Origin of the sequence: Arthrobacter sp. UYEF20, assembly GCF_040546335.1 — a bacterium.
GTDB lineage: Bacteria > Actinomycetota > Actinomycetes > Actinomycetales > Micrococcaceae > Arthrobacter.
The window spans coordinates 286,803-312,298 of record NZ_JBEPNP010000004.1 but is presented as its reverse complement, the minus strand read 5'-3'; the positions used below and the strand labels follow the sequence as shown (position 1 = coordinate 312,298).

At 63.5% G+C, this 25,496-nt stretch carries 27 protein-coding genes and 4 pseudogenes; 15 read left to right on the top strand and 16 right to left on the bottom strand.

Features of this window, described 5'->3' with window-relative positions:
- Positions 1 to 147 precede the first annotated feature (147 nt).
- Positions 148 to 2,295 carry a heavy metal translocating P-type ATPase gene (locus ABIB26_RS07335; protein WP_502913631.1) on the top strand — a complete coding sequence of 716 codons (2,148 nt, stop codon included), beginning with the start codon at positions 148 to 150 and terminating at the stop codon, positions 2,293 to 2,295.
- Between the two features lie 44 nt (positions 2,296 to 2,339).
- Positions 2,340 to 2,669: a metal-sensitive transcriptional regulator gene (locus tag ABIB26_RS07330; RefSeq protein WP_354240930.1), complete on the top strand. Its 330-nt coding sequence runs from the start codon at positions 2,340 to 2,342 to the stop codon at positions 2,667 to 2,669.
- A gap of 146 nt (positions 2,670 to 2,815) precedes the next feature.
- Here the strand turns inward: ABIB26_RS07330 and ABIB26_RS07325 are convergent.
- The 3 genes and pseudogenes from ABIB26_RS07325 to ABIB26_RS07315 all read right to left on the bottom strand — a co-directional run.
- Positions 2,816 to 3,235, bottom strand: a pseudogene (locus tag ABIB26_RS07325) (transposase); the annotation flags it as partial.
- A 266-nt stretch (positions 3,236 to 3,501) separates the two neighbouring features.
- Entirely contained in the window at positions 3,502 to 3,987 is a 486-nt protein-coding gene (locus ABIB26_RS07320) for an OsmC family protein (RefSeq protein WP_354240928.1), read from the bottom strand.
- Positions 3,984 to 4,451 carry a GntR family transcriptional regulator gene (locus ABIB26_RS07315; RefSeq protein ID WP_354240926.1) on the bottom strand — a complete coding sequence of 156 codons (468 nt, stop codon included), beginning with the start codon at positions 4,449 to 4,451 and terminating at the stop codon, positions 3,984 to 3,986. The genes ABIB26_RS07320 and ABIB26_RS07315 overlap by 4 nt, the downstream gene beginning before the upstream one ends.
- Positions 4,452 to 4,562: 111 nt before the next feature.
- On the opposite strand from ABIB26_RS07315, the pseudogene ABIB26_RS07310 reads away from it, so the two are divergent.
- Positions 4,563 to 4,916: pseudogene (locus ABIB26_RS07310) on the top strand (aquaporin); the annotation flags it as partial.
- Between the two features lie 89 nt (positions 4,917 to 5,005).
- Positions 5,006 to 5,356: an ArsR/SmtB family transcription factor gene (locus tag ABIB26_RS07305; RefSeq protein WP_502913630.1), complete on the top strand. Its 351-nt coding sequence runs from the start codon at positions 5,006 to 5,008 to the stop codon at positions 5,354 to 5,356.
- Between the two features lie 636 nt (positions 5,357 to 5,992).
- Here ABIB26_RS07305 and ABIB26_RS07300 read toward each other — a convergent pair.
- Entirely contained in the window at positions 5,993 to 6,334 is a 342-nt protein-coding gene (locus ABIB26_RS07300; RefSeq protein ID WP_354240924.1) for a rhodanese-like domain-containing protein, read from the bottom strand.
- Positions 6,335 to 6,419: 85 nt separating this feature from the next.
- Between ABIB26_RS07300 and ABIB26_RS07295 the strand changes: the two genes are divergently transcribed.
- Positions 6,420 to 6,863 carry a MarR family winged helix-turn-helix transcriptional regulator gene (locus tag ABIB26_RS07295; RefSeq protein WP_354240923.1) on the top strand — a complete coding sequence of 148 codons (444 nt, stop codon included), beginning with the start codon at positions 6,420 to 6,422 and terminating at the stop codon, positions 6,861 to 6,863.
- 159 nt (positions 6,864 to 7,022) lie between these two features.
- Here the strand turns inward: ABIB26_RS07295 and ABIB26_RS07290 are convergent.
- Positions 7,023 to 7,393 (bottom strand): annotated as a pseudogene (locus tag ABIB26_RS07290) (DDE-type integrase/transposase/recombinase); the annotation flags it as partial.
- Positions 7,394 to 7,642: 249 nt separating this feature from the next.
- Positions 7,643 to 8,728, bottom strand: coding sequence for a zinc-dependent alcohol dehydrogenase family protein (locus tag ABIB26_RS07285; RefSeq protein ID WP_354240921.1), 1,086 nt, complete (start codon positions 8,726 to 8,728; stop codon positions 7,643 to 7,645).
- Between the two features lie 84 nt (positions 8,729 to 8,812).
- Here ABIB26_RS07285 and ABIB26_RS07280 point away from each other — a divergent pair, with 84 nt between their 5' ends.
- A complete protein-coding gene (locus ABIB26_RS07280) occupies positions 8,813 to 9,778 on the top strand; it encodes a helix-turn-helix domain-containing protein (protein ID WP_354240920.1) in 966 nt (321 codons plus the stop codon).
- A gap of 347 nt (positions 9,779 to 10,125) precedes the next feature.
- Here the strand turns inward: ABIB26_RS07280 and ABIB26_RS07275 are convergent, their stop codons facing one another.
- Together ABIB26_RS07275 and ABIB26_RS07270 are read right to left on the bottom strand one after the other, a co-directional pair.
- Positions 10,126 to 10,674 carry an NAD(P)H-dependent oxidoreductase gene (locus ABIB26_RS07275; protein WP_354240918.1) on the bottom strand — a complete coding sequence of 183 codons (549 nt, stop codon included), beginning with the start codon at positions 10,672 to 10,674 and terminating at the stop codon, positions 10,126 to 10,128.
- Positions 10,675 to 10,762: 88 nt separating this feature from the next.
- Complete coding sequence (locus tag ABIB26_RS07270; RefSeq protein ID WP_354240916.1) at positions 10,763 to 11,356, bottom strand: TetR/AcrR family transcriptional regulator; 594 nt, start codon at positions 11,354 to 11,356, stop codon at positions 10,763 to 10,765.
- A gap of 323 nt (positions 11,357 to 11,679) precedes the next feature.
- On the opposite strand from ABIB26_RS07270, the gene ABIB26_RS07265 reads away from it, so the two are divergent.
- From ABIB26_RS07265 to ABIB26_RS07255, 3 genes are read left to right on the top strand one after another with little or no spacing between them, the layout of a single operon-like run.
- On the top strand, positions 11,680 to 13,053 hold the full coding sequence (locus tag ABIB26_RS07265) for an FAD-dependent oxidoreductase (protein WP_354240914.1): 1,374 nt from the start codon (positions 11,680 to 11,682) through the stop codon (positions 13,051 to 13,053).
- A gap of 37 nt (positions 13,054 to 13,090) precedes the next feature.
- Positions 13,091 to 13,519 carry an arsenate-mycothiol transferase ArsC gene (locus ABIB26_RS07260; protein ID WP_354240912.1) on the top strand — a complete coding sequence of 143 codons (429 nt, stop codon included), beginning with the start codon at positions 13,091 to 13,093 and terminating at the stop codon, positions 13,517 to 13,519.
- A 3-nt stretch (positions 13,520 to 13,522) separates the two neighbouring features.
- The gene (locus tag ABIB26_RS07255; protein ID WP_354240910.1) at positions 13,523 to 14,791 is read left to right on the top strand and encodes an MFS transporter; all 1,269 of its coding nucleotides are present in this window, start codon (positions 13,523 to 13,525) and stop codon (positions 14,789 to 14,791) included.
- A 194-nt stretch (positions 14,792 to 14,985) separates the two neighbouring features.
- Here ABIB26_RS07255 and ABIB26_RS07250 read toward each other — a convergent pair whose 3' ends face one another.
- The 5 genes from ABIB26_RS07250 to ABIB26_RS07230 form a co-directional block, all read right to left on the bottom strand.
- Positions 14,986 to 15,279 carry an IS3 family transposase gene (locus ABIB26_RS07250; RefSeq protein ID WP_354240908.1) on the bottom strand — a complete coding sequence of 98 codons (294 nt, stop codon included), beginning with the start codon at positions 15,277 to 15,279 and terminating at the stop codon, positions 14,986 to 14,988.
- 239 nt (positions 15,280 to 15,518) lie between these two features.
- On the bottom strand, positions 15,519 to 15,779 hold the full coding sequence (locus tag ABIB26_RS07245; RefSeq protein WP_354240906.1) for an IS3 family transposase: 261 nt from the start codon (positions 15,777 to 15,779) through the stop codon (positions 15,519 to 15,521).
- A 223-nt stretch (positions 15,780 to 16,002) separates the two neighbouring features.
- On the bottom strand, positions 16,003 to 16,125 hold the full coding sequence (locus ABIB26_RS07240; protein WP_354240904.1) for a hypothetical protein: 123 nt from the start codon (positions 16,123 to 16,125) through the stop codon (positions 16,003 to 16,005).
- A 308-nt stretch (positions 16,126 to 16,433) separates the two neighbouring features.
- Positions 16,434 to 17,939: a D-serine/D-alanine/glycine transporter gene (cycA, locus tag ABIB26_RS07235; RefSeq protein ID WP_354240902.1), complete on the bottom strand. Its 1,506-nt coding sequence runs from the start codon at positions 17,937 to 17,939 to the stop codon at positions 16,434 to 16,436.
- Between the two features lie 265 nt (positions 17,940 to 18,204).
- On the bottom strand, positions 18,205 to 18,855 hold the full coding sequence (locus ABIB26_RS07230) for a cysteine hydrolase family protein (protein WP_354240900.1): 651 nt from the start codon (positions 18,853 to 18,855) through the stop codon (positions 18,205 to 18,207).
- A gap of 46 nt (positions 18,856 to 18,901) precedes the next feature.
- On the opposite strand from ABIB26_RS07230, the gene ABIB26_RS07225 reads away from it, so the two are divergent.
- The 3 genes from ABIB26_RS07225 to ABIB26_RS07215 all read left to right on the top strand — a co-directional run bounded on the left by ABIB26_RS07225 (position 18,902) and on the right by ABIB26_RS07215 (position 20,749).
- Positions 18,902 to 19,897, top strand: coding sequence for a GlxA family transcriptional regulator (locus tag ABIB26_RS07225; RefSeq protein WP_354240898.1), 996 nt, complete (start codon positions 18,902 to 18,904; stop codon positions 19,895 to 19,897).
- Positions 19,898 to 20,105: 208 nt separating this feature from the next.
- A complete protein-coding gene (locus ABIB26_RS07220; protein ID WP_354240896.1) occupies positions 20,106 to 20,516 on the top strand; it encodes a metallophosphoesterase family protein in 411 nt (136 codons plus the stop codon).
- A gap of 2 nt (positions 20,517 to 20,518) precedes the next feature.
- Positions 20,519 to 20,749, top strand: a complete 231-nt coding sequence (locus ABIB26_RS07215) for a metallophosphoesterase family protein (RefSeq protein ID WP_354240894.1) — start codon at positions 20,519 to 20,521, stop codon at positions 20,747 to 20,749.
- 221 nt (positions 20,750 to 20,970) lie between these two features.
- Here ABIB26_RS07215 and ABIB26_RS07210 read toward each other — a convergent pair whose 3' ends face one another.
- On the bottom strand, positions 20,971 to 21,507 hold the full coding sequence (locus tag ABIB26_RS07210) for an NADPH-dependent FMN reductase (RefSeq protein WP_354240893.1): 537 nt from the start codon (positions 21,505 to 21,507) through the stop codon (positions 20,971 to 20,973).
- A 181-nt stretch (positions 21,508 to 21,688) separates the two neighbouring features.
- Between ABIB26_RS07210 and ABIB26_RS07205 the strand changes: the two genes are divergently transcribed.
- Positions 21,689 to 22,171, top strand: a complete 483-nt coding sequence (locus ABIB26_RS07205; RefSeq protein WP_354240891.1) for a cysteine hydrolase family protein — start codon at positions 21,689 to 21,691, stop codon at positions 22,169 to 22,171.
- Between the two features lie 337 nt (positions 22,172 to 22,508).
- Complete coding sequence (locus ABIB26_RS07200; protein WP_354240954.1) at positions 22,509 to 22,994, top strand: GNAT family N-acetyltransferase; 486 nt, start codon at positions 22,509 to 22,511, stop codon at positions 22,992 to 22,994.
- 263 nt (positions 22,995 to 23,257) lie between these two features.
- Here the strand turns inward: ABIB26_RS07200 and ABIB26_RS07195 are convergent, their stop codons facing one another.
- Complete coding sequence (locus ABIB26_RS07195) at positions 23,258 to 23,644, bottom strand: hypothetical protein (RefSeq protein WP_354240889.1); 387 nt, start codon at positions 23,642 to 23,644, stop codon at positions 23,258 to 23,260.
- 311 nt (positions 23,645 to 23,955) lie between these two features.
- Positions 23,956 to 24,392 (bottom strand): annotated as a pseudogene (locus ABIB26_RS07190) (GNAT family N-acetyltransferase).
- A 235-nt stretch (positions 24,393 to 24,627) separates the two neighbouring features.
- Here ABIB26_RS07190 and ABIB26_RS07185 point away from each other — a divergent pair.
- Positions 24,628 to 25,380 (top strand): MBL fold metallo-hydrolase, encoded by a 753-nt coding sequence (locus ABIB26_RS07185; RefSeq protein WP_354240887.1) that lies wholly within the window; start codon positions 24,628 to 24,630, stop codon positions 25,378 to 25,380.
- Positions 25,381 to 25,496 lie beyond the last annotated feature (116 nt).

Here is a 25,496-nt window from a genome sequence, read left to right as displayed (position 1 = left end):
GGGGGGGCGGGGCCGCGCCCCCCCCCCCCCCCCCCACCCCCCCCCCCCCCCCCCGGGGGGGGGGGGGGGGGGCGCCCCCCCCCCCCCCCCCCCCCCCCCGACCACTCTTGTCAGAGACCCATCCAGACCAGCCAGAGGGTAAAGACCATGAACGAGCACCAGGAACACGGCGGCCACGGAATGCACCCCGGCCCTGCAGGTCCGGACGCGCACGCCCTTCACCACGACGGTAGCGTCTCAACCGTGCCTGAACACCCCTCCGCAGAGGCCGACTCCGGTCACGCCGGACATGACATGGCCGGCCACAGTGGGCATGGTGACCACGTCGGGCAGTTCCGGCGGCTGTTCTGGATCATGCTGGTCCTGGCGGTCCCGGTGGTGGGTTTCTCCGGAATGTTCTCGACGATCCTCGGATACACGCTTCCCGATGTGCCCTGGATGCCGTGGATTTCCCCGATCCTGGGCACGGTCCTGTATGTGTGGGGCGGCAAGCCGTTCCTCACCGGCGCCGTGGATGAACTGCGCTCCCGCAAACCCGGGATGATGCTGCTGATCGCCCTCGCGATCACCGTCGCTTTTCTCTCCTCCTGGGGTGCAAGCATTGGCCTGCTGCATCACGAGCTCGACTTCTGGTGGGAGCTTTCGCTGCTAGTCGTGATCATGCTGCTGGGCCACTGGATCGAGATGCGCTCCTTGGCCCAGACCACCTCGGCTCTGGATTCCCTGGCCGCGCTCCTGCCGGATGTTGCCGAACGCGTCGACGGCGATACGACCGTGCCGGTACCGCCGTCGGATTTGGAGCTCGGTGACACCGTCGTCGTTCGTCCGGGAGGCCGGGTGCCCGCGGACGGCAGGATCGTCTCCGGCTCGGCAAGCATGGACGAGTCAATGATCACCGGCGAGTCCCGCACCGTGCGCCGCAGTGCAGGGGGCCACGTCGTCGCCGGAACCGTCGCCACCGACTCCGGGCTCCGGATCGAGATCACCGCCGTCGGCGAGGACACCGCCCTGGCTGGAATTCAGCGCCTGGTCACCGACGCGCAGAACTCCAGCTCCCGCGCCCAGCGTCTGGCCGACACTGCCGCGGCCTGGCTGTTCTGGTTCGCGCTCGGTGCCGGCGTCATCACCGCCATCGTATGGACCATGGTCGGCCTGCCCGACCTCGGTGTCGTGCGGACCATCACCGTCCTGGTGATCGCCTGCCCCCACGCGCTCGGCCTGGCAATCCCGCTCCTCGTCTCCATCGCCACCGAACGCGCCGCCCGCGCCGGTGTGCTGATCAAGGACCGGCTCGCGCTGGAGAGCATGCGCACCGTGGACACGGTCCTGTTCGACAAGACCGGCACCCTCACCAAGGGCGAGCCCACCGTCACCGCCGTCGAAACTACCCGCGACCACAGCGAGGACCGGATCCTGGCCCTGGCCGCGGCCGCCGAGGCCGACTCCGAGCACCCGCTGGCCCTGGCGATCGTCAATGCGGCAAAGAGCCGCGGACTCGCCATCCCGAAGGCGTCCGGTTTCGTATCGTCACCAGCGGTCGGCGTCACCGCCACAGTGGACGGAACCCGCATCCAGGTCGGCGGGCCCAACCTGCTGGAGCAGCAAAGCGGCAGCGAGCTGGGCATCGCCCGTTCCTGGCGCGGGGAGGGCGCGATCATCCTGCACGTCCTGGCCGACCGTGCGGTGATCGGCGCCCTGAGACTCGCCGACGAGGTCCGCGAGGAGTCCCGCCAGGCCGTCCAGGCGCTGCACGCACTGAACGTGCAGGTCGTCATGATCACCGGCGACGCCGAGGCTGTCGCCCAATCGGTCGCCGCCGAGCTGGGCATCGACCGCGTCTTCGCCGGGGTCCGCCCCGAAGACAAGTCAGAGAAGGTCAAAGAACTCCAACACGAGGGACGGAAGGTCGCGATGGTCGGCGACGGCGTCAACGACGCCCCCGCCCTCGCCCAGGCCGACGTCGGCATCGCCATCGGCGCCGGCACGGATGTCGCCATCGCCTCGGCAGGCGTAATCCTCGCCAGCGATGACCCCCGCTCGGTACTGTCCGTGATCGAACTGTCCCGCGCCTCGTACCGCAAGATGAAACAGAACCTCTGGTGGGCGGCCGGCTACAACCTCGTCTCCGTACCCCTCGCCGCGGGCGTCCTCGCCCCGGCCGGCTTCATCCTGCCGATGTCGGTCGGCGCGATCCTGATGTCACTGTCCACGATCGTCGTCGCTCTCAACGCCCAGATCCTGCGCCGGCTGGACCTGCGGCCCGAAACCAGCACAAATGCGGCGCTGAAGCGCTAACTCTGCAACCATGAAACAAAGAACGGAGAACAAAGGACAACGCCATGGAAACAATCACTCCCGCCGAGGCCACCCCAGAGTCGTGCCACACCACGCACGGCTACATCGGTGACAAAAGCAAATACCTCGCCCGCCTCAAACGCATCGAAGGCCAGGCCCGCGGCATCCACCGCATGGTCGACGAGGAAACGTACTGCATCGACATCCTCACCCAGATCTCGGCCCTCACCAAGGCACTGGAAGGCGTCGCACTCGGACTCCTCGATGACCACCTCAAACACTGCGTCGTCGACGCCGCCAAGCTCGGCGGGGAGCAGGCAGACATCAAGATCAAGGAAGCCTCCGACGCCATCGCCCGGCTCGTCCGCTCTTGAAGGCTGCCAGCCCAATTCGCTAATTCACGAGCAGGCGCGCGGACGGACGCAGCCCCTCGTACTGCCATACAGCGTCGGCGTGATGGATCAGGCCTCCAGCACGGGGGGGCCAGCCTGTTGGCGGCACCGCGCTCCCCGCCCAAGGTCCGACTACGCCGGCGGATGATGATGACGGCGTTGGCCAGCGCGATCCCGGCGTTGATGACCCTGATGCGTCGTTCGGTGCAGATCGCGAGTTTCCTGAAGCCTCGGTTGTGCCAGGAGTTGGTGTGCTCGACGACCCAGCGTTTGTCGACTTGGATCGGCGCGGGGACGCCCTTGGAAGCGACCTCTGCATGGAATCCGAGTTCCTCAAGCAGTTCGCGGGTCTTGGCCGAGTCGTAGCCGGCGTCCAGGTGAACGGTGATCCGTTCGGGCAGGCGGAATCCGAACCTGCACAGCCTCTCCAGGGTGGGACGCAGCAGGGGCGAGTCATGCCGGTTCGCGGTGGTGATCACCGTACCCAGCGGGATGCCATTCCCATCGACCAGGACCGAGCGTTTGGTGCTTGAAGACGCGTCCTCAAGAGCATGAGCCGGATCGATACATACGGGGCGCTTCAGAAAACGGAAAAAATACCAAGCCAGCCTTGGCCAGTGGCGGTAATGGCCTGAATTGCCTGTGCCGATCCAATACGAATTAGACGGATTTGCCCAACCCTGACGGCATAGGGGATGTCACAGTGGTGTCTTGAAAATCTATCGATAAATGAGACAGGCAGGCCGATTCCCGGAGTCGTCAGGATGTGAACCGCAGCGATAAAGGGCGGCGCCACCACCCGCAAGCTGATCCGTCAACGGACGTCCATTGGGGACGACTGCTTGATCGTGACGATGTGGCGAATCGGCGTCCGGATGGATCTTGCAATGAAGCAGTAATCCGCAACCCGGTGGTGCAGCTCCTCCGCAACGAGGGCATTGCTATCGGCACTGATGGTGACGATTGGGTGCAGAGTGACATTGTCGAACTGTCCGGCCCCATCTGCCTCCTCGATCATGAGACCGGTCGGGTGGTCTTCGTAGCCGAGGACTGTGACGCCAGACGTCGCGGCAAGGCTGAGGTACCACAGCATGTGGCACTGTGCGATCGAAGAGAGGTAGAGCTGTTCGGGATTCCATCTGTACGGGTCGCCTCGGAATGCCGGGTCGGAGGATGCAGCGATGGTCGGGAGCCGGTCCCCGGCGACGTCGTGATCACGCGAATATGAGCGGAGGTTCTTGGTTCCCTGCCCAGGGTTGCCCGTCCAAGCGAGTTCGATGGCGTAGCTGTGGTCGGTCACGGCCGGTCCCCTTCGTTGAGTGTTTCGTTGAGTGCGATGAGTGCGTCTCGTGTCGCGAGGATGTGTGACTTAGCCGCATCGCGTGCCGCGCTGGCATCCCCGCGGCCGAGGGCGTCGAGGATGAGGCGGTGTTCATGGTCGACTTCCTCGACTCGCCGCGGCGTGCGGATGGTGTGCCGGGTGCTGACCGTCGTGCGGTCCCACCACTGATTGAGCGTCACGCTCATGACGCTGTTGTCCGCCAGGTCAGCAGCGTGCTCGTGGAACCTCCGGTTGGCCTCCGCTGCCAGCTCAAGGTCACCGGAACGCGTGTGCGCATCGGCGGCGTCCGCCAGATGCTCAGGCTCGGCAAGATGTGCTGGTGGGACTGTACCGGCCCCGATTCTTTGCGAAGCCGCGCAGGATCCGCGAGGGCTGCATGCGGCGACCCGCGCCCGAAAAACTTCAACTGGGTCAGTATTCATTGATTCAACTTTTGACTGAGCAAATATCTTGATTCGAGCTGTTCGCATGACTCTCAGCAACGGCCGCTGTGGCGCCGTGCCGCCGAACTGCTCGGCACCAGCTTGCTCGTGATGATCGTCGTCGGTTCCGGCATCGCCGCCCAGCAGCTTTCCCCCAACGACGATGGCCGGCAACTGCTCCAGAACAGCAACGCCACGGTGCTGGGCCTCACGGTCCTGATCCTCGTGCTCGGTCCCGTCAGCGGCACCCACTTCAACCCCGTCGTCTCCATCACCGACTGGATCCTGGGCCGACGCAACGGTACCGGGCTCACCCTCCCGGAGCTCGGCACCTATGTCGTTGCCCACACCGTGGGTGCAATCAGCGGCAGCGTCGTGGCGAACGCCATGTATGAGGCGAGCACCTCCATTTCGGTCAAGGACCGGGCAACCACCGGGCATCTCCTCGGCGAGGTCGTCGCCACCACACAAACCGGGCCAGCGCCGGTGCCACTCCTAACCCGAGGCCTTCGCCAATATATTGAAGAATGTCAATGTTGCGGCATGATGGATACATGAACTTGTTGCCTGTACTCGCCCCGACCATCGATGGAGCCTGCTGCGCCCTGGCAGGAATGCCTGCTTTGGGCACAGAGGAGGCGAAGCAGAAGGCCATGGTCTTCAAGGCGCTGGCCGATCCGAACCGACTGCGGCTGCTCTCCATCGTCAAGGCACAAGCCTCCGGTGAATCCTGCGTGTGCGACCTGACCGACACGCTGGACCTGGGCCAGCCCACCGTCTCCCACCAACTGAAGATCCTGGTCGACGCGGGTCTGCTGCGCCGCGAAAAGCGCGGAACCTGGGCCTATTACTCCCTGGTTCCCGGGGCTCTGGAGCGAACGGCCGGACTCCTGGCTATCCTATGACCGCGCCGAAACAGTCCGCGGTCACGATCCGTCCCATGCGCGACGACGACTGGCCGGCCGTCCAACGAATCTACCTGAAGGAACCGCCATCGGCCGCGCCACCTTCGAAATCAGAAGCGGCAGACTGAAAACAGATCAACACCTCGAGACTGCCCTGCCTCCGGCTTGTCGCCGAAACCTCAGAGGGATCCTTGGCTGGGCTGGCGTCTCGGCCCGGTCCCCGTTTTCCCGCGGCTCTTCAACCCGGCACTATGGACCCAGCCGGCACATGTCGCGGCGTCGAATCCGAGCTCCCTAGCGGCCTCGAAAAACGCCTGCTTCCGATCCTGCCCATACCGCACCCGCCCGGACGGATCCCTGCTCAGACGAACCACGGTCGTTGCAACACCCAAAAGTCTGGGTGTTGCAACGACCGCTAGAACCCGCATCTGGGCGCGTCCACGACAGGACGCTGATCATCATTTCTTGGGGCGGTATCTCCTGGTCTCAGTCGCTCCGGGTTTGCTTAGAGTTTCGCCTTTCCAGGAAATGGCGTCTCTGGAGGCGCTGCCACTTTGGCCTGTTGCATCGGTGGCCTCCACGGAAGTCAGGAGGATGCCGGGGTCACGGCGAAGGCCGGCCTGATTGGGGACATCGTTAGGCGTTGACGAACGCGCCAGACTCGATCGGCAGGCCCGCTTCTACCCAGTCCTGAATACCTTCGCGGTACTTGCGCACATTGGTATACCCAGCTGCCGCCAGTCGATTCGCTACGCTCTGACTATTCGGGCAGGACTCATTGGAGCAGTAGGTAACGATCGCAGCGTTCTTGTCCGGGAGCAGGCTCGATGCCTGTGCCGCCACGTCGGCTTCCACGAGTGGCAGTGCCTTGGGCAGGTGCTGCTGCTCGTAGTACATACCCCCTAGCGCGTCGATTACAGTGACAGTTCCCGAGTCGATTGCCAACTGGAGTTCGTCGCGGCTGATGAGTTCGACCATGATGCCTTCTTTCCATAGTTATGTGCGTGTGCACACAACTATAAAGGAGTGTGCGTGTGCACGCAACATCGAATAGGATTAACTCATGCCCTCCCGCAAGAAACTCGCCTCCGATGCTTGGGGCGCACTGCTCCAAGTACACGCTGCCCTTGTCCCAATCCTGGACAAGGAAGTCCAAAGTCAGACCGGACTACCGTTGTCGTGGTACGACGTTCTGCTCGAACTGGCAACCGAACCAGAGGGCCGACTGAGGATGAGCGACCTCGCAGAACGAGTGGTCCTTAGCCGAACGCGGGTCAGCCGGCTCGTAGACGACCTGGTCGCCCAAGGCCTGATCACCAAAGAGGGCCACCCTGACGACCGCCGCTCGGCGTACGCTGTCATCACGAAGGCCGGATTGGCCGAATTCCGCGCCTCGGCCCCGGTTTACATCCGCGCGATCGAGAGTAAGTTCGCGTCCAACCTCACCAACGAGGACCTCCTGCTACTGTCGCGAGTCCTCGGCAAGATCCAGAAGCCAACAGCGTGACTCCATGATGGACTCACGCCCCCACAGAAGCAGCCGATCCGTCGGCCTCCTCTCGCCAAAATCAGCCGATGCCCTCACCCGGACTTGCTGGGCCCCGTTGCAATCCGGCGTCTACGCGATAGGTAATTGGTTTTCTTGGGTCCAGGCTTCCCACTACCGTTTGGCTTCGACCATGGGGTCGATGGTTTCTCCGGAGTATTGTTCCCTTCTGAAGTGGGCGTTGAATGATTTGACGGCGCCGTCCTGCCTGGGCGATCCCGGGTCGATGAATGTGGTGGACACGCCGGCGGTGTTGCATCAGCTGACCAGAACCTCAGCGGTGAACTCGGGCGCGTTGTCGCTGCGGACGTAGGCCGGTGTGGCAGCCGGTTTCGGCGATGATGCGCTCCCGCACCGCGACGACGTCGGAGGCCTTGAACGACCGGCACGGGATGTGCGCCAGCGGCGTGCGCGTGTATTCGTCGAAGACGTTTGAAGAACCGGATGTGCCGCCCACAGGGGGGTCCAGTGGACCGAAAGTCGAAGCTGAGAGCTCTCGTGAACTCGCAGCCCCCTTATTAGAGCCGGAAACCGGCGCCCACAGACTGTTGACGACTGACGGGACAGATCTGATCGAGGCAGCACGTTCTGCACGTGACGACCTCGGCTTCCTCGTGGGGCGCGTTTCTTCCCGGGCCTGTGGTCGCTCTCCGTGATGCGACCCCTCTGGGCGTTTCCCTGCCTCGAAGGTGAGCGCGGCGTGAGCGCGGCGTGAGCGTGGCGTGAGCGCCGGCCAGGAGTCACCCGGGCAGCGGGGAAGGCGGCATTGAGATCACGATCTTGCCGAAGTGCCGGCCATCTTCCAGGTGCTGGAGTGCCTCGTGGATCTTGTCGGCTGTGTATGTCGAGTCGACCAAGGGGCGGATGGAGTGTTCGTCGATGAACGCACCCATTTCCTCGTACATTTCACGCGATCCGGTTTCGACGCCATGAATTGTCACGTTTTTGCTGACGAACTCGTAGGTGTTGATAAGCGCCGCCAAACCGGCGATGAGCCCGATGAAGGCGATGGCTCCCCCGATTTTCACGGCCCCCAGGGAGTGGTTCAGGTTCTCGCCGCCAATCGTCTCGATGACGTGGTCAACGCCCTCCCCGCCCGTAAGTCTGAGGACTTCCGAGGCCACATCGGGAGTCTTCCGGTAGTTGATCGTTTTGAGGGAACCCAGCGCGTGCAATTTGCGGATTTTTTCGTCGCTGCTGGAGGTGATGATGGGGACCGCTCCAAGTGCGAGAGCGAACTGCAGCGCGAACAACGAAACGCCGCCGGTGCCGTGAATGAGAACCGTTTGGCCTGGCTGGATGCGTCCGCGGCGCACGACGGCGTGCCAGGCGGTAAGGGCAGCGACCGGCAGCGTTGCGGCGTGCTCGTCGTCGAGGGTGCGTGGTGCGCTCACGGCCTCGTCCTGATCGATCGTGACGTATTCGGCAAGCATGCCGCGGTTAGCCGGGCCGCCTGTAGGGGTCACGTACGTCTCACGCGTGAGCGGTCCGGACTGCCACTTGGGTAGGAATATCGCTGAGACCCGGTCGCCGACGGCGAATCGGTCTGTGCCCTCGCCGACTTCGACAACCGTGCCCACCGCGTCGGAAACTGGCACCACACGGTGGGCCGGCTTCCAACCACCCTTGCCGCCGACCACCAACAGGTCCCGATAGTTAAGGGACAGCGCCGCGATCTTCACGAGCACTTCCCCAGGGCCGGGTGTCGGTATCGGCAGCTGGCGTGGTGAGATCTTTTCGATCCCGTCACCTTGGGTGGTCCAGGCCGTCATGGGGCCGACGTGCCCGTACATCATGGTCGGGCTGGCGGCTGGTTGAGTAGTCATGGTAGCAATACTCCAGCGTCAAGCTCTGCAGCGACAGTGGCGTAAACGCTGTTTATGGACAAAATCCGGCCATATGATGGGGAGGTGCTGAAGAAGATAGCGGTCATCCTGCAACCACCGGTGTCTTTGTTTGAGTTGGGTGTTGTGGCGGAGGTATTTGGCGTCGACCGTTCTGCCGATGGCGTACCAAGATTCGAATACTTTGTGTGTGCCGAAACACCGGAAGAGCCTCTGTCGGCGGGGGCAGGTGCGTTCGTCACCGCGACCGGTGCGCTGGCCGATGCCGCGGACGCTGACCTGGTCGCAGTTCCCTCGTCCTCGCTGACCGCGCCGCCAAGTGAGGCCATCCTGAACGTGCTGCGGGACGCGGCCGGTCGCGGCGCCTATGTGATGTCACTTTGTTCCGGCGCCTTCGCCCTGGCGGCGGCGGGTCTTCTTGACGGACGCACTGTGGCCACGCACTGGCGTTACGCCGATCGGCTAGCCAGCGATTACCCCAATGTGCGTGTTGATCCCGATATTCTCTACTCCCACGATGGAACAATACTCAGCAGTGCCGGCACGGCCGCAGGAATCGATGCCTGCCTGCACTTGGTGCGAAAAGAGCTTGGCACCGCCGTCGCCAACCGGATCGCCAGACGCATGGTCGTATCACCGCATCGGGACGGCGGACAGAAGCAGTTCATCGAAAGACCAGCCATTGCCCGTTCCGAAAGAAGCCTGCAGCCCACGCTTGACTGGATCACCGAGAATATCAAGCACAGCATGACAGTCTCTGAGATGGCGCGCATCGCCGGCATGCCCGAAAGGTCCTTCGGCCGCCGTTTCGCGGCGGAGATGGGCTGCGCACCACATTTGTGGCTTATCCGTCAGCGAGTTGCCCGTGCCCAGGAACTGCTCGAGGAGACTCGTATGTCGGTGGAAGATGTCGCTTCTGAGTCTGGTTTCGGCGCGGCTCCGCTGCTACGGCATCACTTCATGCGGACGATCGGCATCACACCCACTGAATACCGCAGAGAGTTCTTTGACCAGAAGGATATCCGGTACTAAGACCCGCCCGGAGAAACGGCGCTTCGAACCGGGATTTTCCCCTCACCAGCACGCCTCCTGTCATGTGGCCAGAGCGCCGTGTGGTCACGTGTTGCGAAGTTCCTCCAGCGTCCCGTCGAGCAAGTGCGCGCGACGTGCTGGCAGCGCCAACACAACGCCGGCGGCCAGTTGGTAGTCGACCGGATTCCGGCCCACTGCCTCGACCCGTGCCCAATACTCCCCCGCCCGGAACCGGCCGATCTGCCTCCGCCAGGCGCAGGAAAGTCGGATGTCCGGGGCGGTCAGGCGTTGGTGCTCACATCATTCCACTAGTCCCGGGCGGCATTTTCGTCTGATCTACGAGCAGATCAGTGTCCGGAGTAGGCGGGCACGTCGGAGAGCAGTTCGCGGTAGCGCGCTGCGTGGGCCGTTAGTTCATCTGGCGTTACCCGGTACGCCGAGTGCAGGACCAGAGGCTCCGCCAGGTCGAGGCCGCAGAGGTGTGCGGTGACTTCCAGCGGGCGCAGCAGCTCGGCCATGGTGAAGCGGTTGTGCCCCGAGGGCGTGTACGACGACTCAGGGGCGCCGGTAGAGATGACCAGCTGCAGCCGCTTGCCCCGCAAAGCATCGCCGCCGGCACCGTAAGCGAAGCCATATGTGAGGACCTGGTCCATCCATTCCTTCAGCATGCCGGGGACGGAGTACCAATGCCAGGGGAACTGCAACACGATGGTGTCATGCTGACGCAATAGCTCCTGCTCCCGGATTGCATCGACACGCCGGTCCGGGTAGGCGGCGGAGAGTTCATGGACCGTGACGTGTTCCAAGTCCTTGACGGCGGCGGAAAGCTGGGCGGTGATCCGCGAGTTCTCCAGATCGGGGTGTGCAACGATGACGAGGGTGCTGTGTGGAGCCATGGGAGCTGTGCTTCTTTCAGATCGGACTCGGGACCGATAGTGACGTTCCCAAGCTTGGGCACCGAGGCGAGTTGGCTGGAGGTGTTGATTACCATTGCCCGTAGATCCGGGCCAGCGCGCGTTTGGCCGCGGCGTAGGGCTCAGCCGAGGCGGTGAGGAGCGAACGCGCATTGGCCGCCTCCAGGAATGCCGTCGTTTCGAACACCAGTTGGTTCACGTCCGCCCCCGGTAGTTCTCCGGCGTCGGCTGCGGTCTGGATTTGGGAGGCCAGCAACGAATGCCATTCCAGAACCGCCTTCGCAACCGCTTCCCGCACCGGGCCGGATTTGGAATCCAGCTCCGTGCTGGCGGCCGAGAAGAAACATCCGCCGGTAAAGACCCGGTCGCGGCTGTAGGAAAGCCAGGCGTCCAGAAGGACCCGAAGTCTTGCCAGGCCGGGTGCGGTTTTCAGGGCAGGCGCTACGACCGCGGCGATGAAAACTTCCCGCGCCGCCTCGACCGTCGCGATTTGTAGCTGCTCTTTCGAACCGAACAGAACAGCCACCCCGCTCTTACTAAGCGCAGCACGGGAGGCCAGGCCCCCGATCGAAAGACCCTCGAGCCCTTCGATTGAGGCCATGTTCACCGCTTCCCCCAGGACAATTTTTCTCGATTTCAGGCCTCTGGCCGTTCTGCCATCCATGTTGACCTCTCTTTGTGAACTTAACAATAACTATACTGTACGATCGTCCGTATAGTTGGTGATTCGCCATATCGCCCGTCCAGCCTCGCCCCCAGATCGCATCCATCACGCCGGTCGCCAAGTAACCCTACCGAGCCCCCGGAGACCTGCCTGACATCGAACGCGGACAGAGGCGAGCTGAGTGGATACCGACTACGGCAGTGACCCGGGTTGTTGCGACGACGATCAGGGCTGCTGCTGACACCCTCCCGCCTGCCGGCCCACAGGACCGGCCGGCACCGCCGGCAAGAACCGCCACACTTACGGATGAAACAGAGGACACCATGGATTCGACAAAGACCCTTCCCGTTGCCGTCATCGGCGCAGGCCCGATCGGCCTGGCTGCCGCGGCCCACCTGCTCGAACGCGGCCTGGAACCGCTGATCCTCGAAGCCGGCCCCTCCGCGGGCGCCGCGATCGAGCAGTGGCGCCACATCCGGCTGTTCTCCCCGTGGCAGTACAACATCGATGCCGCAGCCGTCCGCCTGCTCGAAGCCTCCGGCTGGGAATCGCCCGGGCCCACGGCGCTTCCCTACGGCGGGGAACTGATCGACAACTACCTGACCCCTCTGGCCGCGCTCCCGGCCATCAGCTCGCAGTTGCAGACCGGTTCCAGGGTCATCGCTGTGACCCGCGCCGGCATGGACAAGACCCACACCCGCTACCGCGAGAACACACCGTTCATCGTCCGGGTCGAGCACGCGGACGGCGAAACCCGCGACCACGCCGTGGCCGGGGTCATTGACGCCTCCGGCACCTGGTCCACCCGCAACCCGCTGGGAACCTCCGGGCTCCCCGCCATCGGTGAAGACTCCGCTGCCTCCAGGATTTCCTCCCCGCTCCCGGATGTCACCGGCCGCGACCGCGCCTCGTTCGCCGGCCGCCTTGTCCTGGTCGTTGGCGCCGGCCACTCCGCCGCCAACACCCTGATCAACCTCGCCGACCTCGCCAAGGAAGAACCGGGCACCCGGATCCTCTGGGCGGTCCGCGGCGAGTCCGCCTCGAAGGTCTACGGCGGCGGCGACGCCGACGGACTGCCCGCCCGCGGCCAACTCGGCGCCCGCCTGCGCCGCCTCGTCGAGGCAGGAACCATCCAACTGCACACCGGCTTCGGCATCAGCTCGCTGAAATCCCTCGCCTCGCACGTCACCGTCGGATCCGTGGACGGCCGGACCCTCGAGGCCGACGTCGTCGTTCCCTGCACCGGGTTCCGCCCGGACCTGGGCATCCTCCGTGAACTCCGGCTGAACCTGGACCCGGCCGTCGAAGCACCCACCGAACTCGGCCCGCTGATCGACCCTGAATTCCACTCCTGCGGCACCGTCCCCCCGCACGGCGCAGCATTGCTGGCGCACCCGGACCAGGACTTCTACATCGTCGGCATGAAGTCCTACGGCCGGGCGCCGACCTTCCTGCTCGCCACCGGCTACGAGCAGGTCCGCTCCGTGGCCGCCGCCCTGGCCGGTGACCGCGAGGCCGCGGACACCGTCCAGCTCGAACTCCCCGAAACCAGCGTCTGCTCCTCCGACGCCGGCACCAGCTGCGACGTCCCGGCAGCCGCCGCCGCCTCAGAGTCCTCGTGCTGCGCCGCTCTCGAGCCGGTGCTCGTCGGCTTCCCCACCGGGCTGTCGCATGGCCGCTCCCGCGACCACAACTGAACCGGACTTCCATGCACCACGTCCCTGGAGTGCTGAGATGACTGAACCCCGCAAAACCCGGCATGAAACCAGCAGGGGGCTGCAGAACAACGTCGAACTGCTCCGCCGCATCAGCTCAGCCCTCACGGACCAGCTCGTTGGCGGGGCCGTCACGGTGCACTCGGCCAGAACCAAGCCCGCCGAATCGCTGAACCCCCAGGCCGTCGAGTCCCTGAATGAACTCGGCATCGACATCACCGGAGAACACCCCAAGCCCGTCACCGACGAAGTCCTGGACGCGGCGGATGTCGTCGTCGTCCTGGGCACCGAAGCCAAGCTCGAACCCCGCGAGGGCAAGCGGCTCGAGGTCTGGGAAACGGACGAGCCCTCCGATGGCGGCATCGAAGGAATGGAACGCATGCGTCTGGTCCGGGACGATATCAAGGCCCGGGTCCAGAAGTTGCAGGCAGAACCGACGGGGGGCTAAGAAATGACTGCCCCGGCGATATCCCGGGCACTGGTTGCGGAGGGTGCGCCGCGCGGCGGACTGGCCGCGCTGTGTATCACCCAGACCACCGGAGGGGGCGTGCTCTACTACGCGCTGCCCGCAGCGGTTCACCCGATCAGCATGGACACCGGCTGGGACCCTGCCCTCGTCACCGGCGCCTTCTCCGCTGGGCTGTTCGTCTCCGCAGCCGTCGGCATCCTCGTCGGCCGTGCCCTGGACCGGACCGGACCGCGCACCCTCATTGTCGCGGGCTCCCTCACCGGCGTGCTCGCCCTGATCCTGGTGGGACTGGCACCAAACCTGCCTGTGTTCTTTGCGGCCTGGCTGGTTGCCGGCACCGCTCAGGCCGCAGTGCTGTACCAGCCGGCGTTCACCGTGATCAGCCGCTGGTACGGCCCGGACCGGGTCCGGCCACTGACCATCCTGACACTCACCGCAGGATTCGCCTCCACCATCTTCGCCCCACTCACCGCCGCGCTCAGCAACAGCATCGGCTGGCGGGCCGCTTTCCTGGTCCTCGCCGGCCTGCTCGGTGCAATCACGGTTCCCCTGCATGCCCGCTACCTCAACCGATCATGGACCCCGGCCCTACACCGGGACCACACCGCCACCGACAGAACCAGGCTCAGACTCATCCGCCGCAGCCCCGCATTCATCGGCCTGCAGGCCCTGATGGTCCTGCTGTGCCTCGGGCTCTACGCTGTGACGCTGAATCTCATCCCTGTCCTCATGGAAAAGGGCGCCGACTACACCACCGCCGCGCTCGGCTTCGGACTTGTCGGAGCAGGAGAGGTCGGTGGCAGTCTGCTCTTCGCCGCCATCCCCGCCACTGCACGTCTATCTGTCATCACCGGAACCGCCACGAGTGCCATCCTCGTGCTCGCTCTCCTGCCAGGACCGGCACCCCTCCTGATCGCCGCCGGCATGCTCGCCGGGGCCGCCCGCGGCTGCCACACCCTGTTGCAGGCCACCATCGTGGCCGACCGGTGGGGAACAACGAGCCTCGGCACCCTGCAAGGAAGCTTCGCTGAACCCCTCACGGCCGCCGCCGCCCTCGCCCCGGCAGCCGGCTCAGCAATCGCAACCTGGCTCGGCAGCCACACCTCCATGGCCTACGCCATGGCGGCCGTCACCGGAACCGCTGCACTCATCGCAGCCACGCACCTCTCCAGAGGCCCTAAAAGTCAGATGAAGGATGACTTGACGGACCAATCGCGCTCGGAGTCGGGTGGAAGTGCCCATTGCACCTGATCGGCTCCGCCACGACGTTCGCAGCTGCCTCGAACAGAATCTGAGATTCCTGACCTACCGGCTATGTGTCGATTCGCTGGCCCGCATCGGATACTGTCTCCATGGATATCAGCACCACAACGGCACAGCACGACAAGGAGCCCCGGCCGGATGATTGAACTGGTCCCCGAAAATTGGACTGGCCAAGTAAGACCCTAAGCCGCGAGGGCCTGAGTCCGGTATTGCACCGGGCTCATGCCCTCCAGCTTTGTCGAGATCAGTTCGGAGTTGTACCAGCGGATGTATTCCTTCCGCTGGGCTGCCAGCGCGTCGGTGCTGAGGAACCGGATACGGTGGAAGAGCTCTTCCTTGAGGTGGCCGAGGAAGTTCTCCATCACGGCGTTTTCGTAGCAGTTGCCCTTGCGTGACATCGACTGGATCGCACCGGCGCCTTGCAGACGGTTCCGCGACGAGGCGTGCTGGTACTCGAAGCCCTGGTCCGAATGCACGGGCGGTTGCTGCCCGCCCTAGAGCGTGGCCAGCGCCTTGCGCAGTGAGGTGGTGGTGAGCTCCAGGTTCGGCGACGTTCCAATGGAGTAGGAGATGATCTGCCGGTCGAAGAGGTCCATGACTGGTGGGGGTAGAGATTCCGGTCGACGAGGCTGAATTCAGTCGCATCCGTTACCCAATTCCGGTTCAGGGCGTCAGCTTCGAACTCCCGGTTCAGTCCGTTCTGGGCGACCCTGCCCTACTCGCTCTGGTAGGAGTTGTAACGCTTCTTCCGCCGGACTTTGCAGACGAGCCGCAGGGAACGCATCAGCTTCAGCACGGTCTTCTTCGCGACCGTCCACCCTTGCTTGTGCATCTCGGGGAGGATGCGCCGGTGCCCGTACCGGCCATGGTTCTTCTGGAAAATTTCCGTGACCGCCGTCTTGATCGCCTCTTGCGGATCAGGGGCCTGGAGGCGGGTCTGGTGATAGAAAAACGTCGACCGGGCAAGACCGGCCACCTGCAGCAGAACCGGGAGAGGAAAGTCAGCCTTGAGGCCTCACCGCCGTTCTTGCGCACTCAAGGCCCGCCATGTTCCCACGTAAGCCACTTCCGCCAGCAGCCGTTCGTTCTCCAGCCGCAACCGCTCCAGCTCGGGTATCTCCACGGCCGGCGGGGCATCGGGTGCCCTGGGTCTGCCTTTAGGCTTGGGACGCAAAGCATCCGGGCCTTCACGGCGATACTCACGCGCCCACCTTTTTCAGTAACCCGGGCGAGGACAGGCCAACCTCCGCCGCGAGATCCGGGGCAGTCTCACCCGCGATGAAGCGTTCGACCAATGCGAGCTTGAATTCGAACGAGTACACCTCTTTCGTTGGCTTGGCCCCAGCGCTCCTCGACCATGGATCTTCCATCGCCGATAGAGAAGCCTTACCGGTCCACAAGACACGCCCAGTAACCTCGCGGCCGCGCTATCCGCGATGCCCTTCTCAAACCACGCTACAGCGGCCTCGCGCTGATCCTCCGAAAACGAACTCCGTGCATGCATAAGACTGCTCCCCGAGAGTCAGAACTGATTTCTCAGTCCAACTTTCGGGGAGCAGTTCAGATCCGGCCGGGGCTCCTTTTGCATCAGCTCACCTTGTATCAGCGCTCCTTTGTCGCAGCGCTAGGATCAGGCCTCCGCGCGGACCTCCTCCTGTGAGCGGACGGCCTTCCATTCCACAATCCGGGCCTGCTGCAGCGGGGTTTTCCGGTTGAAGTGCCAGGCCGCACCCAGCAGCAGGAACCACACGGGGGTCACGAAGAGTGCCATGCTGGTGTCATCGGCCTGCGCCAGAGCCACCAGCATGAAGACGAAGAACGCGAGCACCACGTACGGCATGAAGGCGGAGCCGGGCATCTTGAAGGCCGAAGCCTCGTGCAAGGCCGGCCGGCGGAGGCGGAAGGCGATGTAGCTGATCAGGATCATGGACCACACAAACATGGTCAGCACGGAGGCCACGGAAGTGACGATCGTGAACGCGCCGATCACGGAGTCGCCGGAATAGAGCAGGATGAGACCGGCCAGCAGAAAGATGCAGGAGAACAGCAGCGCGTTCTGCGGTACCTTGCGGGTGCTGAGCTTTCCGAATGCCTTGGGCGCATTCCCGTCCTGGGCGAGGCCGTAAACCATCCGGGACGTTGAGTAGATTCCGGAGTTCGCGCTGGAGGCGGCGGAGGTCAGAACCACAAGGTTGATGACCACTGCTGCGATCCCCAGCCCGGCCAGCGTGAACATGCCGATGAACGGGCTGCTCGCGGGGTCGATGGTGCGCCACGGATTGACAGCCATGATGACCACCAGGGCGCCCACGTAGAAGAGGAGGACACGGACCGGGATGGAATTGATGGCCCGCGGCAGGTTCTTCTCCGGGTCCTTGGTTTCGGCGGCGGCGGTACCCACCAGTTCGATCCCGGCGAACGCGAAGATGGCGATCTGGAAGCCGAGGACGAAGCCGAACATGCCGTGCGGGAACATGCCGCCGTCGTTCCACATGTTGGCCAGGTTGGCTTCCGCGCCGTTCGGGGACGTGAAGTGGGTGGCAATCATGACCGCGCCGGTGATGATCAGGGCCACGATGGCGACCACTTTGATGATGGCAAACCAGAACTCCGCTTCACCGAACGCCTTCACGGTGGGGAGGTTCAGGAGGATCAGAACCACGGGGGTGAGCAGCGCCGGGATCCACAGGGGCGTGCCGGGCGCAAGCTTGTCCACGTATCCGGCAATGGCGACGATGTCCGCCACGCCGGTGACCACCCAGAAGAACCAGTAGGACCAGCCGGTGAAGAAGCCGGCCCAGGGGCCGAGCAGGTCGCCGGCGAAGTCGCTGAAGGACTTGTAGTTCAGGTTGGAGAGCAGAATTTCGCCCATCGCACGCATCACGAAAAACAGCATGAAGCCGATGATCATGTAGACGAAGATGACGGACGGCCCGGCCAGCGAGATGGTCTTGCCGGACCCCATGAACAGGCCGGTGCCAATTGCTCCACCGATGGCGAGCAACTGGATGTGACGGTTGCCGAGGGCACGAGCGAGGTGCGGTTCGCGGTTCCCGGCGCCGGAGTCACCGTGGGTGGGGGCGGCAGTGTCAGATTCAGAAATGGCCGGAGCGGCCGAGGTGGTGCGTTCAGACATGAGGCTTCTTCCTTGTCACAGGCGGTCGCAGCGGGCGGGGGGCGCAGTGCGGGCCGCACGGATCGGTCAAGGTGTGATGGAGATAACAGTTTTGGCGGGTAAATCAAGCTTAGGGCGGGTATTTCGTGGTCCCAGTCTTCGCTACGGCCCGCGCAGGTGGCCCGGACGGCCGGTGATGTTCCGTGGCGCTCCCGGCGGAGGCCTCAGGGCGCGTTGCGGCTGTGGCCATTGGTTAGCGTGTATAGACAGCGCGCGATAGCTTGCCCTAGAAACTCTCAAGGATCGTTTGGGTCGTCACGACGGCGGCAAAGTCTCCACCCCACAAGTTGGTCGCTGTGACCTTAGATAGGTCCGCCGCTTTCATCACCACACCGTCTGGCCCTAGAAGGTCAAAAGTATGGCAAGCGTCGATGGCAACAACCGTGCTGAATCCCAGGTTGTCGGACATGCGTGCCGTGGTTTCGACGCACATGTTGGTTTGTATTCCGCAAAGGACGACTTCCTTAATTCCGCTGGTGGTGAGCCAGTCAGCAAGGTCGGGTGACCCATAGAATGAGGAATTTACCGTCTTGGTGACGGCCAAAGTCGGTTCGACGCCAGCCAAGAATGGTTTGAGTTGGGAACTACTCCGGCCCGGGTGAAACGTTGATTCACGACGCTCGGACGTGTGTGTCACCATGACAAGGGGAAGCCCACGTTCTTGCCAGCGTTCGACCAGGCGGAGGATGTTCTTTTCAGCGTCCGGGTTGTCTCGTTTTCCCCAGTAGCTGTGATCATCAAAAGTCTGTTGCACGTCGATGACGATGAGTGCCGCATTCGTTGACAGTCGAAGATCACAGCTGCTGGCCAGCGACCTCTGCGCCGATATGTGCGCTGCGTTTGTATGAGTAGCATTATGCAAATCAGCTGTATTCATGGGTACTACTCTGCCTGCGCTCATTCGCCACAGGTGAGTGGCAGTCATGGCATTGTCCGATGGTTTCCAGCCATATACTGATCTCATGCTCTCCGTCGCCCTTCTCCTGCTTCCAGGCGCCCGGCTGTTTGATGTTGCCATCATCACCGAAACATGGTCACCAGAACGCCTTTCTTCGCCGCCCCTGGCCATCGATCTCCGCCGCTGTTCCGACGAAACCGGCCTCGTTCCGCTTACCGAAGGAGCCTTTTGTGCCGCGGACGCACCCTTGGCTTGGGCTGAGACGGCCGACGTCGTCCTGATCCCAGGCCTGGGCAACTCCAGCGTGGTCCCGGACGCCAAGTATCTGCGAGCGATCACGGAAGCGCACCGCCGCGGCGCCGTTATCGCGTCCCTCTGCTCGGGTGCGTTTGTCTTGGCAGAAACAGGCCTATTGAATGGTGAGACCGCAACGACCCACTGGGGACTAACCAGCGCACTGGCTGCACGTTACCCCGAAGTCCACGTTGACCCGTCGGTGCTCTTCGTCGGCAACAACCGCGTATGGACCTCTGCCGGCGTCGCTGCGGGAATCGACCTGAGCATCCACCTCATAAGAATGCTCTGCGGCGGGCAAGCGGCAACGACGGTAGCGAGATCGATGGTCATGGCGCCCCATCGGGCGGGGGGGCAAGCACAATTTGTGCGTTCCCCCGTGGCCGTGAAAGAACCCGACGGGGAAGCCTCGGAGGTGGTTCGGTCGTTATTGGCGGCCGACCCCCGCCGAACGCGGACAGTGGCAGAGTTTGCCCGGAACGCATGCATGTCGGAGCGCACATTCGCTCGACGGTTTATGGCCGAAACTGGAACGACGCCCCATCAATGGGTGATGAACTGGCGCATCGACGAGGCCAGCCAGCTGCTGGAAGAAAGCGACGCGTCCATAGCGGAGATTGCCAGGGCCGTTGGGTACGCGACGCCGGTGACTTTTCGCCAGCGATTCCGGGACGTCAAAGGTGTGGCGCCGATGGAATATCGCCGAGCGTTTCAGATGCGAAGCTAGGATCCCGCCCGGCGCCCCCAGTCGTGAAGGGATTCTTCACGCAGAGGAATCACAGGACGTGGATGCGGCCACTTTGGTGTCGGATGCCGTCCTCCATTCGATTCATCGCGACAGACCCAATGCGCGAAAGGAATGCTGGCATATTCAACGGGCTTGTGGGCACTTTGCGGACGCCCAGCGCGCATAGCAAAACGGACAAAAATGGCGAATGCGAATTTCGGTTACCTCGGATGTTCATGGAAACCAGCGTGCCCTGAACGCTGACCTGGCTGATCTGCCTGCCCGCGACGTCGATCTCACCGTGAATCTGGCCGACATCCTATCGGGCGTACTCCAACCGAAAGAGACGGCGGATCGACTCATCCCCCTGGATCTGCCAACCGTCCGGGGCAATCATGAGCGTCAGGTCCTCACGGATTCCCCGGACAAAATGGGCCTGGCGGACCGCCTCGCCCGCGACGCAATGACAGCCGAACACTCGGACGGGTTCGAAGCCTTGCCCCCGCCGTTGGAGATTTCCAAGGACGTCCTCGCATTCCATGGCTCGCCACCTATGACCTCACCTACTTGCTCGAGAAGGTTGACCCAGATGGGGTGCGGCCCGCGACCGAGAGAGTAGTCATGGATCGTCTGGGAGACGAGTCGGAGAGGAAACTCCTGCTCTGCGGCCATACCCACATTCAGCGGTCGATGAGGTTCTCCACGGGCGCGCTCGTCTTGAATCCCGGAAGCGTCGGATGGCCCGCCTATGACGACGACGCACTCTTTCCACACGTAATGGAACCCGGCATCCCACACGCCAGATACGCAATCGCGGAGGACTCGTCAGGTCGGTGGCTTGCCGAGATTTAAGGGGTCGTCTACGACTGGGAATTGGCAGCTATAGCGGTGGAAGGCTGTGCCCGATTTGACGTTGCCCGAGCCCTCCGCACCGGCCGCGTTTAGGAACCACCGTCCAGATGAAGGCTCACCACTCGGGTGTCGCCGCGCCGCCCTTCCGTCTACTTGGTCATCAGCCAAAGGCCGATCCGAAGAATGAGTGATCGCGGCCCGCCGTCCGTTGCCGGGAGCTTCTAGACGATGGCCTGGGTGAGCGCCGCGATGGCTCCGGACATCGATCGACGAATCAGTTCGTCGCGGACTAGTCCATGTTCATCGATGGATTGCCTGGGTACGGGGACGTCGACGCAGGCGCCATCTATCAGGGTCGCACCCGTATACCCCAGAACGGTCGCCAGCGAAGCATATGTCTTTTCCGCCCTGAGGGGGTTTGTCGATGGATTGATCCACCCTGTTGGTTTATCTGAAATCTCGGCGCCGCCTATCGTCCACTCCAGCAGATTCTTGAGGGCACCAGGCATCGCCCCAGCATATTCGGGCGTGCTGACCAGCAGTGCAGACGTATCTCGAATTGCCGCCCGCAGTTCTGTGACCTCCACCGGGAGGGCATCGTGATCCAGGTCCGGATTGAAATGCGGAAGACCACCTAGTCCGTTGTAAGTATCGGTGACTAATGGGGTCCTCACCAGATCGGCAACGGTCGCGATGACCGCCGCGTTGATGGAACCGACCCTGACACTCCCACAGATCAGCAGGATTAAATGAACCACGTCTCGTCCTTAGAATCTTCAAGTTCAACGTCCCGGCTTTTGACCGGCACCAGGGCATACGTAGTGAGGAGCATACGGGTACCCGAGCATGAATGGCCTCAACGCACAGCTTCACCCAAGCCGGGAGGGCGATAATCCAAGTCGATAACTATACGGACGATCGTATAGTACAATCGCGAATGTGAATACTTCTTCCTCGCCCCTCACCCTTGATCCCCGCGCCGCGCTGGTGATCGTCGACGCTCAAAGGGCCTTCGATGACGCCGCCTACTGGGGTCCGCGCGATAACCCCTCCTGCGAGGCAAACATCGCCGCCCTGCTGACGCGGTGGCGAGAAACCAGCCGCCCCATCGTTTTCGTACGCCACGACTCCACCGCCCCGTCCTCGCCCCTGCACCCGGACAACCCAGGCAACGCGTTCAAGGACATCATCACCGGCACCCCGGATCTCTTGGTGCGCAAGAGCGTCAACTCCAGCTTTCACGGCACTCCCGATCTACACGCCTGGCTGCAGGAAAACGGCATCGAGGAACTGGTCGTCTGCGGAATCACCACCAACCACTGTTGCGAGACCACCGCCCGAGTCGGGGGCAACCTCGGCTACAGGGTGTTCTTCCCCCCTGGATGCCACCCACACCTTCGACCGCACTGCCCTGGACGGTGAGAACGTCGCCGCAGCTGCCCTGTCCCGGATAACCGGGGTGAATCTACACGGGGAGTTCGCCACGGTAGTGACCACCGCCGGCTTGCTCGAACACTCCATCGGTATTGATCAACACCTTCGGCGGCTTTTCCGGAGACGGCTCAATCCGACGACGCGTCTCAATCACGATCCCGCCTTCGACGAAAGTGAGTCCATCTCCATGGGCAACGAAACAGAAGGATTTTCAGACCCTCTGATACATGTCTCCGTTGATGGCCCAGCGGCGCAAGCCGTCAGCGTGCTTTTGATTGAGCAACTTGTGACCGCGCTGGAAGCGTCCGCGGCCACGATCCGTCCCATGTGCGACGGCGACTGGCCGGCCGTGCAACGGATCTACCGTGAAGGCATCGCCACCGGCCACGCCACCTTCGAATCAGAAACGCCCGACTGGGAACAGTTCAACACCTCGAGACTGCCCGGCCACCGGCTCGTCGCCGAAACCGCTGAAGGCAGGATCCTTGGCTGGGCCGCCGTCTCCCCCGTCTCGGCCCGCCCCGCGTACTCGGGCGTGGTCGAACACTCTGTCTACATCGCAGCCGTTGCACGCGGGCAAGGCCTGGGCGCAGCGCTGCTGCGGGCCTTGGCAGACTCCACAGAGGGTGACGGGATCTGGACCATCCAGGCCAGTGTCTTCCCCGAAAACGAAGCCAGCCTCAGACTCCACCTCGCAAACGGCTATGTCGTCATCGGGCGCAGGCAGCGTATCGCCAGGATGACCCACGGGCCGCTTACCGGACGGTGGCGCGACACCATACTGATTGAGCGCCGCTCCCCCACCATTTGAACGCCGGCGCGTCCCGGCCCCCCTCAAATCACCGGCGAAAACTGACGTCCCCCAGCCGACAAGAGCTCCCACGCTCGAGCACAAGGAGCACGCCGCCGTGATTGGGCGCGACGGGCATCCGGTGCCCATCCACGTGATCGATGGCGCCGGCCACCACCCCCATTGACGCACCCCGATGCAGTGGCGCGGCTCATCGACGTCGGCCTCGAGCGTCAATAGACGCCGACCCCTCTGCCGGTCCTACCGCCCCATTGTTGGGGAGATCAATGGAACGCAAGGATGAGGTAGATAGCCGCGAGGGCCATCGTGGTGGGGGTCATGATGAGGCGTTCGGGTTTGCTGCGGGAGATCCCGTTCATGAGGACGCCGAGCACGAAGTATGCCGTCATCACCCACATGGTGATTGCAGTAAAAGATTCGCTGACCAACACCGGGACCAGGCCAGCCTTGGCCAGCGCCGCATACGCGAAGAGCGCATACACGGCTATGGATACGGCGCTCCCGATTCTCAGTTTTGCGGGGAGGACGCGGTGTTGACCGCCCCACGCCGCCCTGCCCAGCGGAGCTCCGGCGATAAGCACGACCTGAAAGACGGCCAGGCCAGCCAGAAGTGCGCAGGCGAGTATTGCGAAAAGCTGATCCAACGGCATCTAAATCCATCCTCTTGTCCGGTGCCAAGCAATTTATGGGGCGCCGTTTCTTTCCGGGCCTGTGGGGCTCTCCGTGATGCGACCCCTCTGGGGCATTTCCTGCCCCAAAGATGACCAGAGGCACGGCACCCCCGGCCGCGCATTGTTATTCCAGGACCACCGGACCCCAGCTTTCCCAGTAGGCGGAGGACTGCGACCACGCCGCTCGGTCCGCGGACCTGACGAAGGCCTGGAATTCGGTCCTTATCCGGCCGCTAGGCAGCGCCCCGCGGCCAGCTCCCGCGCAGACTACCCCGCGTCGTGCCGAAGGATCATGAGACGCCCTTGGGGTCGGGCATGTAGCCGGCGAACGGCGGGTAGTCCGTGAAGCCGTGCCGTTCATACAGCCGCCGCGCGGCGCGAAAAAATCCTGACTTCCCGTCTCCAGGTACAACCGCCGGTAGTCGTTGTGCCGGGCCTCCGCCAGGAGGCGGCGGAGCAGCGCCGAGGCAACGCCGCGCCCGCGAGCTGCATTCGCGGTGCGCATCGACTTGATCTCAGCGTCGCCGGGGGCCAGGTGCTTCAGCGCCGCGCAGCCCAACAGCCGCGAGTCCTCCCGCGCGGTCCGGAAGCTGATGCTGGGTCCGGCCAACGCCGCGGGATCAAGGGCGTGGACGCTTTCCGGCGGGGAGGTCGCGAACAAGTCAGCGAGGTGTTCGCCCAGAAGCCGCAAAACGTCCTCCCGATCCGGGGTGTCGCGCCCATTCAGGACGGCGCCCTTGGCGGTCGTTCCGAGCGGTTCGATTCTTCCCGATTTCAGGCCTCTGGCCGTTCCGCCATCCATGTTCATCTCTCCTCTGTGCGCTTACCCCAAAATTATACTGTACGATCGTCCGTATAGTTACAAGCTCGCCCTATCGCTTCTCCAGACTTGCCCCATTTGTGGACCTATACGTGGCGGCAAAAGGCCGGCACGTTGAAATTCAAGATTCTAAGGAAGACCCATGCAGACAACCCTGACGCATATCGGCACCGCAACGATGCTCGTTGAATTCGGCGGCCTCACATTCCTCACGGATCCGGTGTTCGACCCCGCCCCCACTGAGTATGTGTCCGGGCCGGTGGTCCTGCGGAGCACCGTTGAGCCGGCCATATCCGCAGGCGAACTTCCGCCGTTTGATGCCGCGCTGCTCAGTCACGACGAGCACCCGGACAACCTCGACGCTGCCGGCAGGAGGTTGCTGGAGGGGAAGCCCGTCATGACCACCCAAAGTGGCGCGGGACGGCTGGGCGGCCAAGCGGTTGGTATCGCCCCTTGGAGCAGCCACACGTTCTCTGTGGGGGACAAATCCGTGATCATCACAGCGACACCGGCGCATCATGGTCCGGCGGGTGACGTGGTCGGCTTCATTCTCCGGGTCCCCGGCGAAGAGAAGGTCCTCTACATCTCCGGTGACACCACCTACGAAAGCGACCTTGACCGCATCGGCGACCTGTTCTCGGTCGGCGTAGCGGTGCTGCACCTCGGCGCGGCAAAGTTCGCCATCCTCGGCGACCAGATGATCAGCATGGACAGCGCGAACGCGGCGAAGTTCTCTGCCGTCCTCGGCGCCGACGCCGTGGTGCCCATCCATTTCTCCTCGTGGGAACACTTCACGGAAACGGAAGACGGGATCGCCGCTTCATTTGCCGAAGCCGGCCTGACTGACCGCCTGAAATGGCTCACCCCGGGGGTGCCGCGGGTCCTTGAGATCTAACCACCGGGGCCGCGAAGGAATCCAACCTCGCGACCACCACGGGCAGCGGTGACGGCCGAGACTTCTGCTAAGACCTTCCCGCCTGCCGGTCCCACCGGGGACCGGCAGGCACCTGC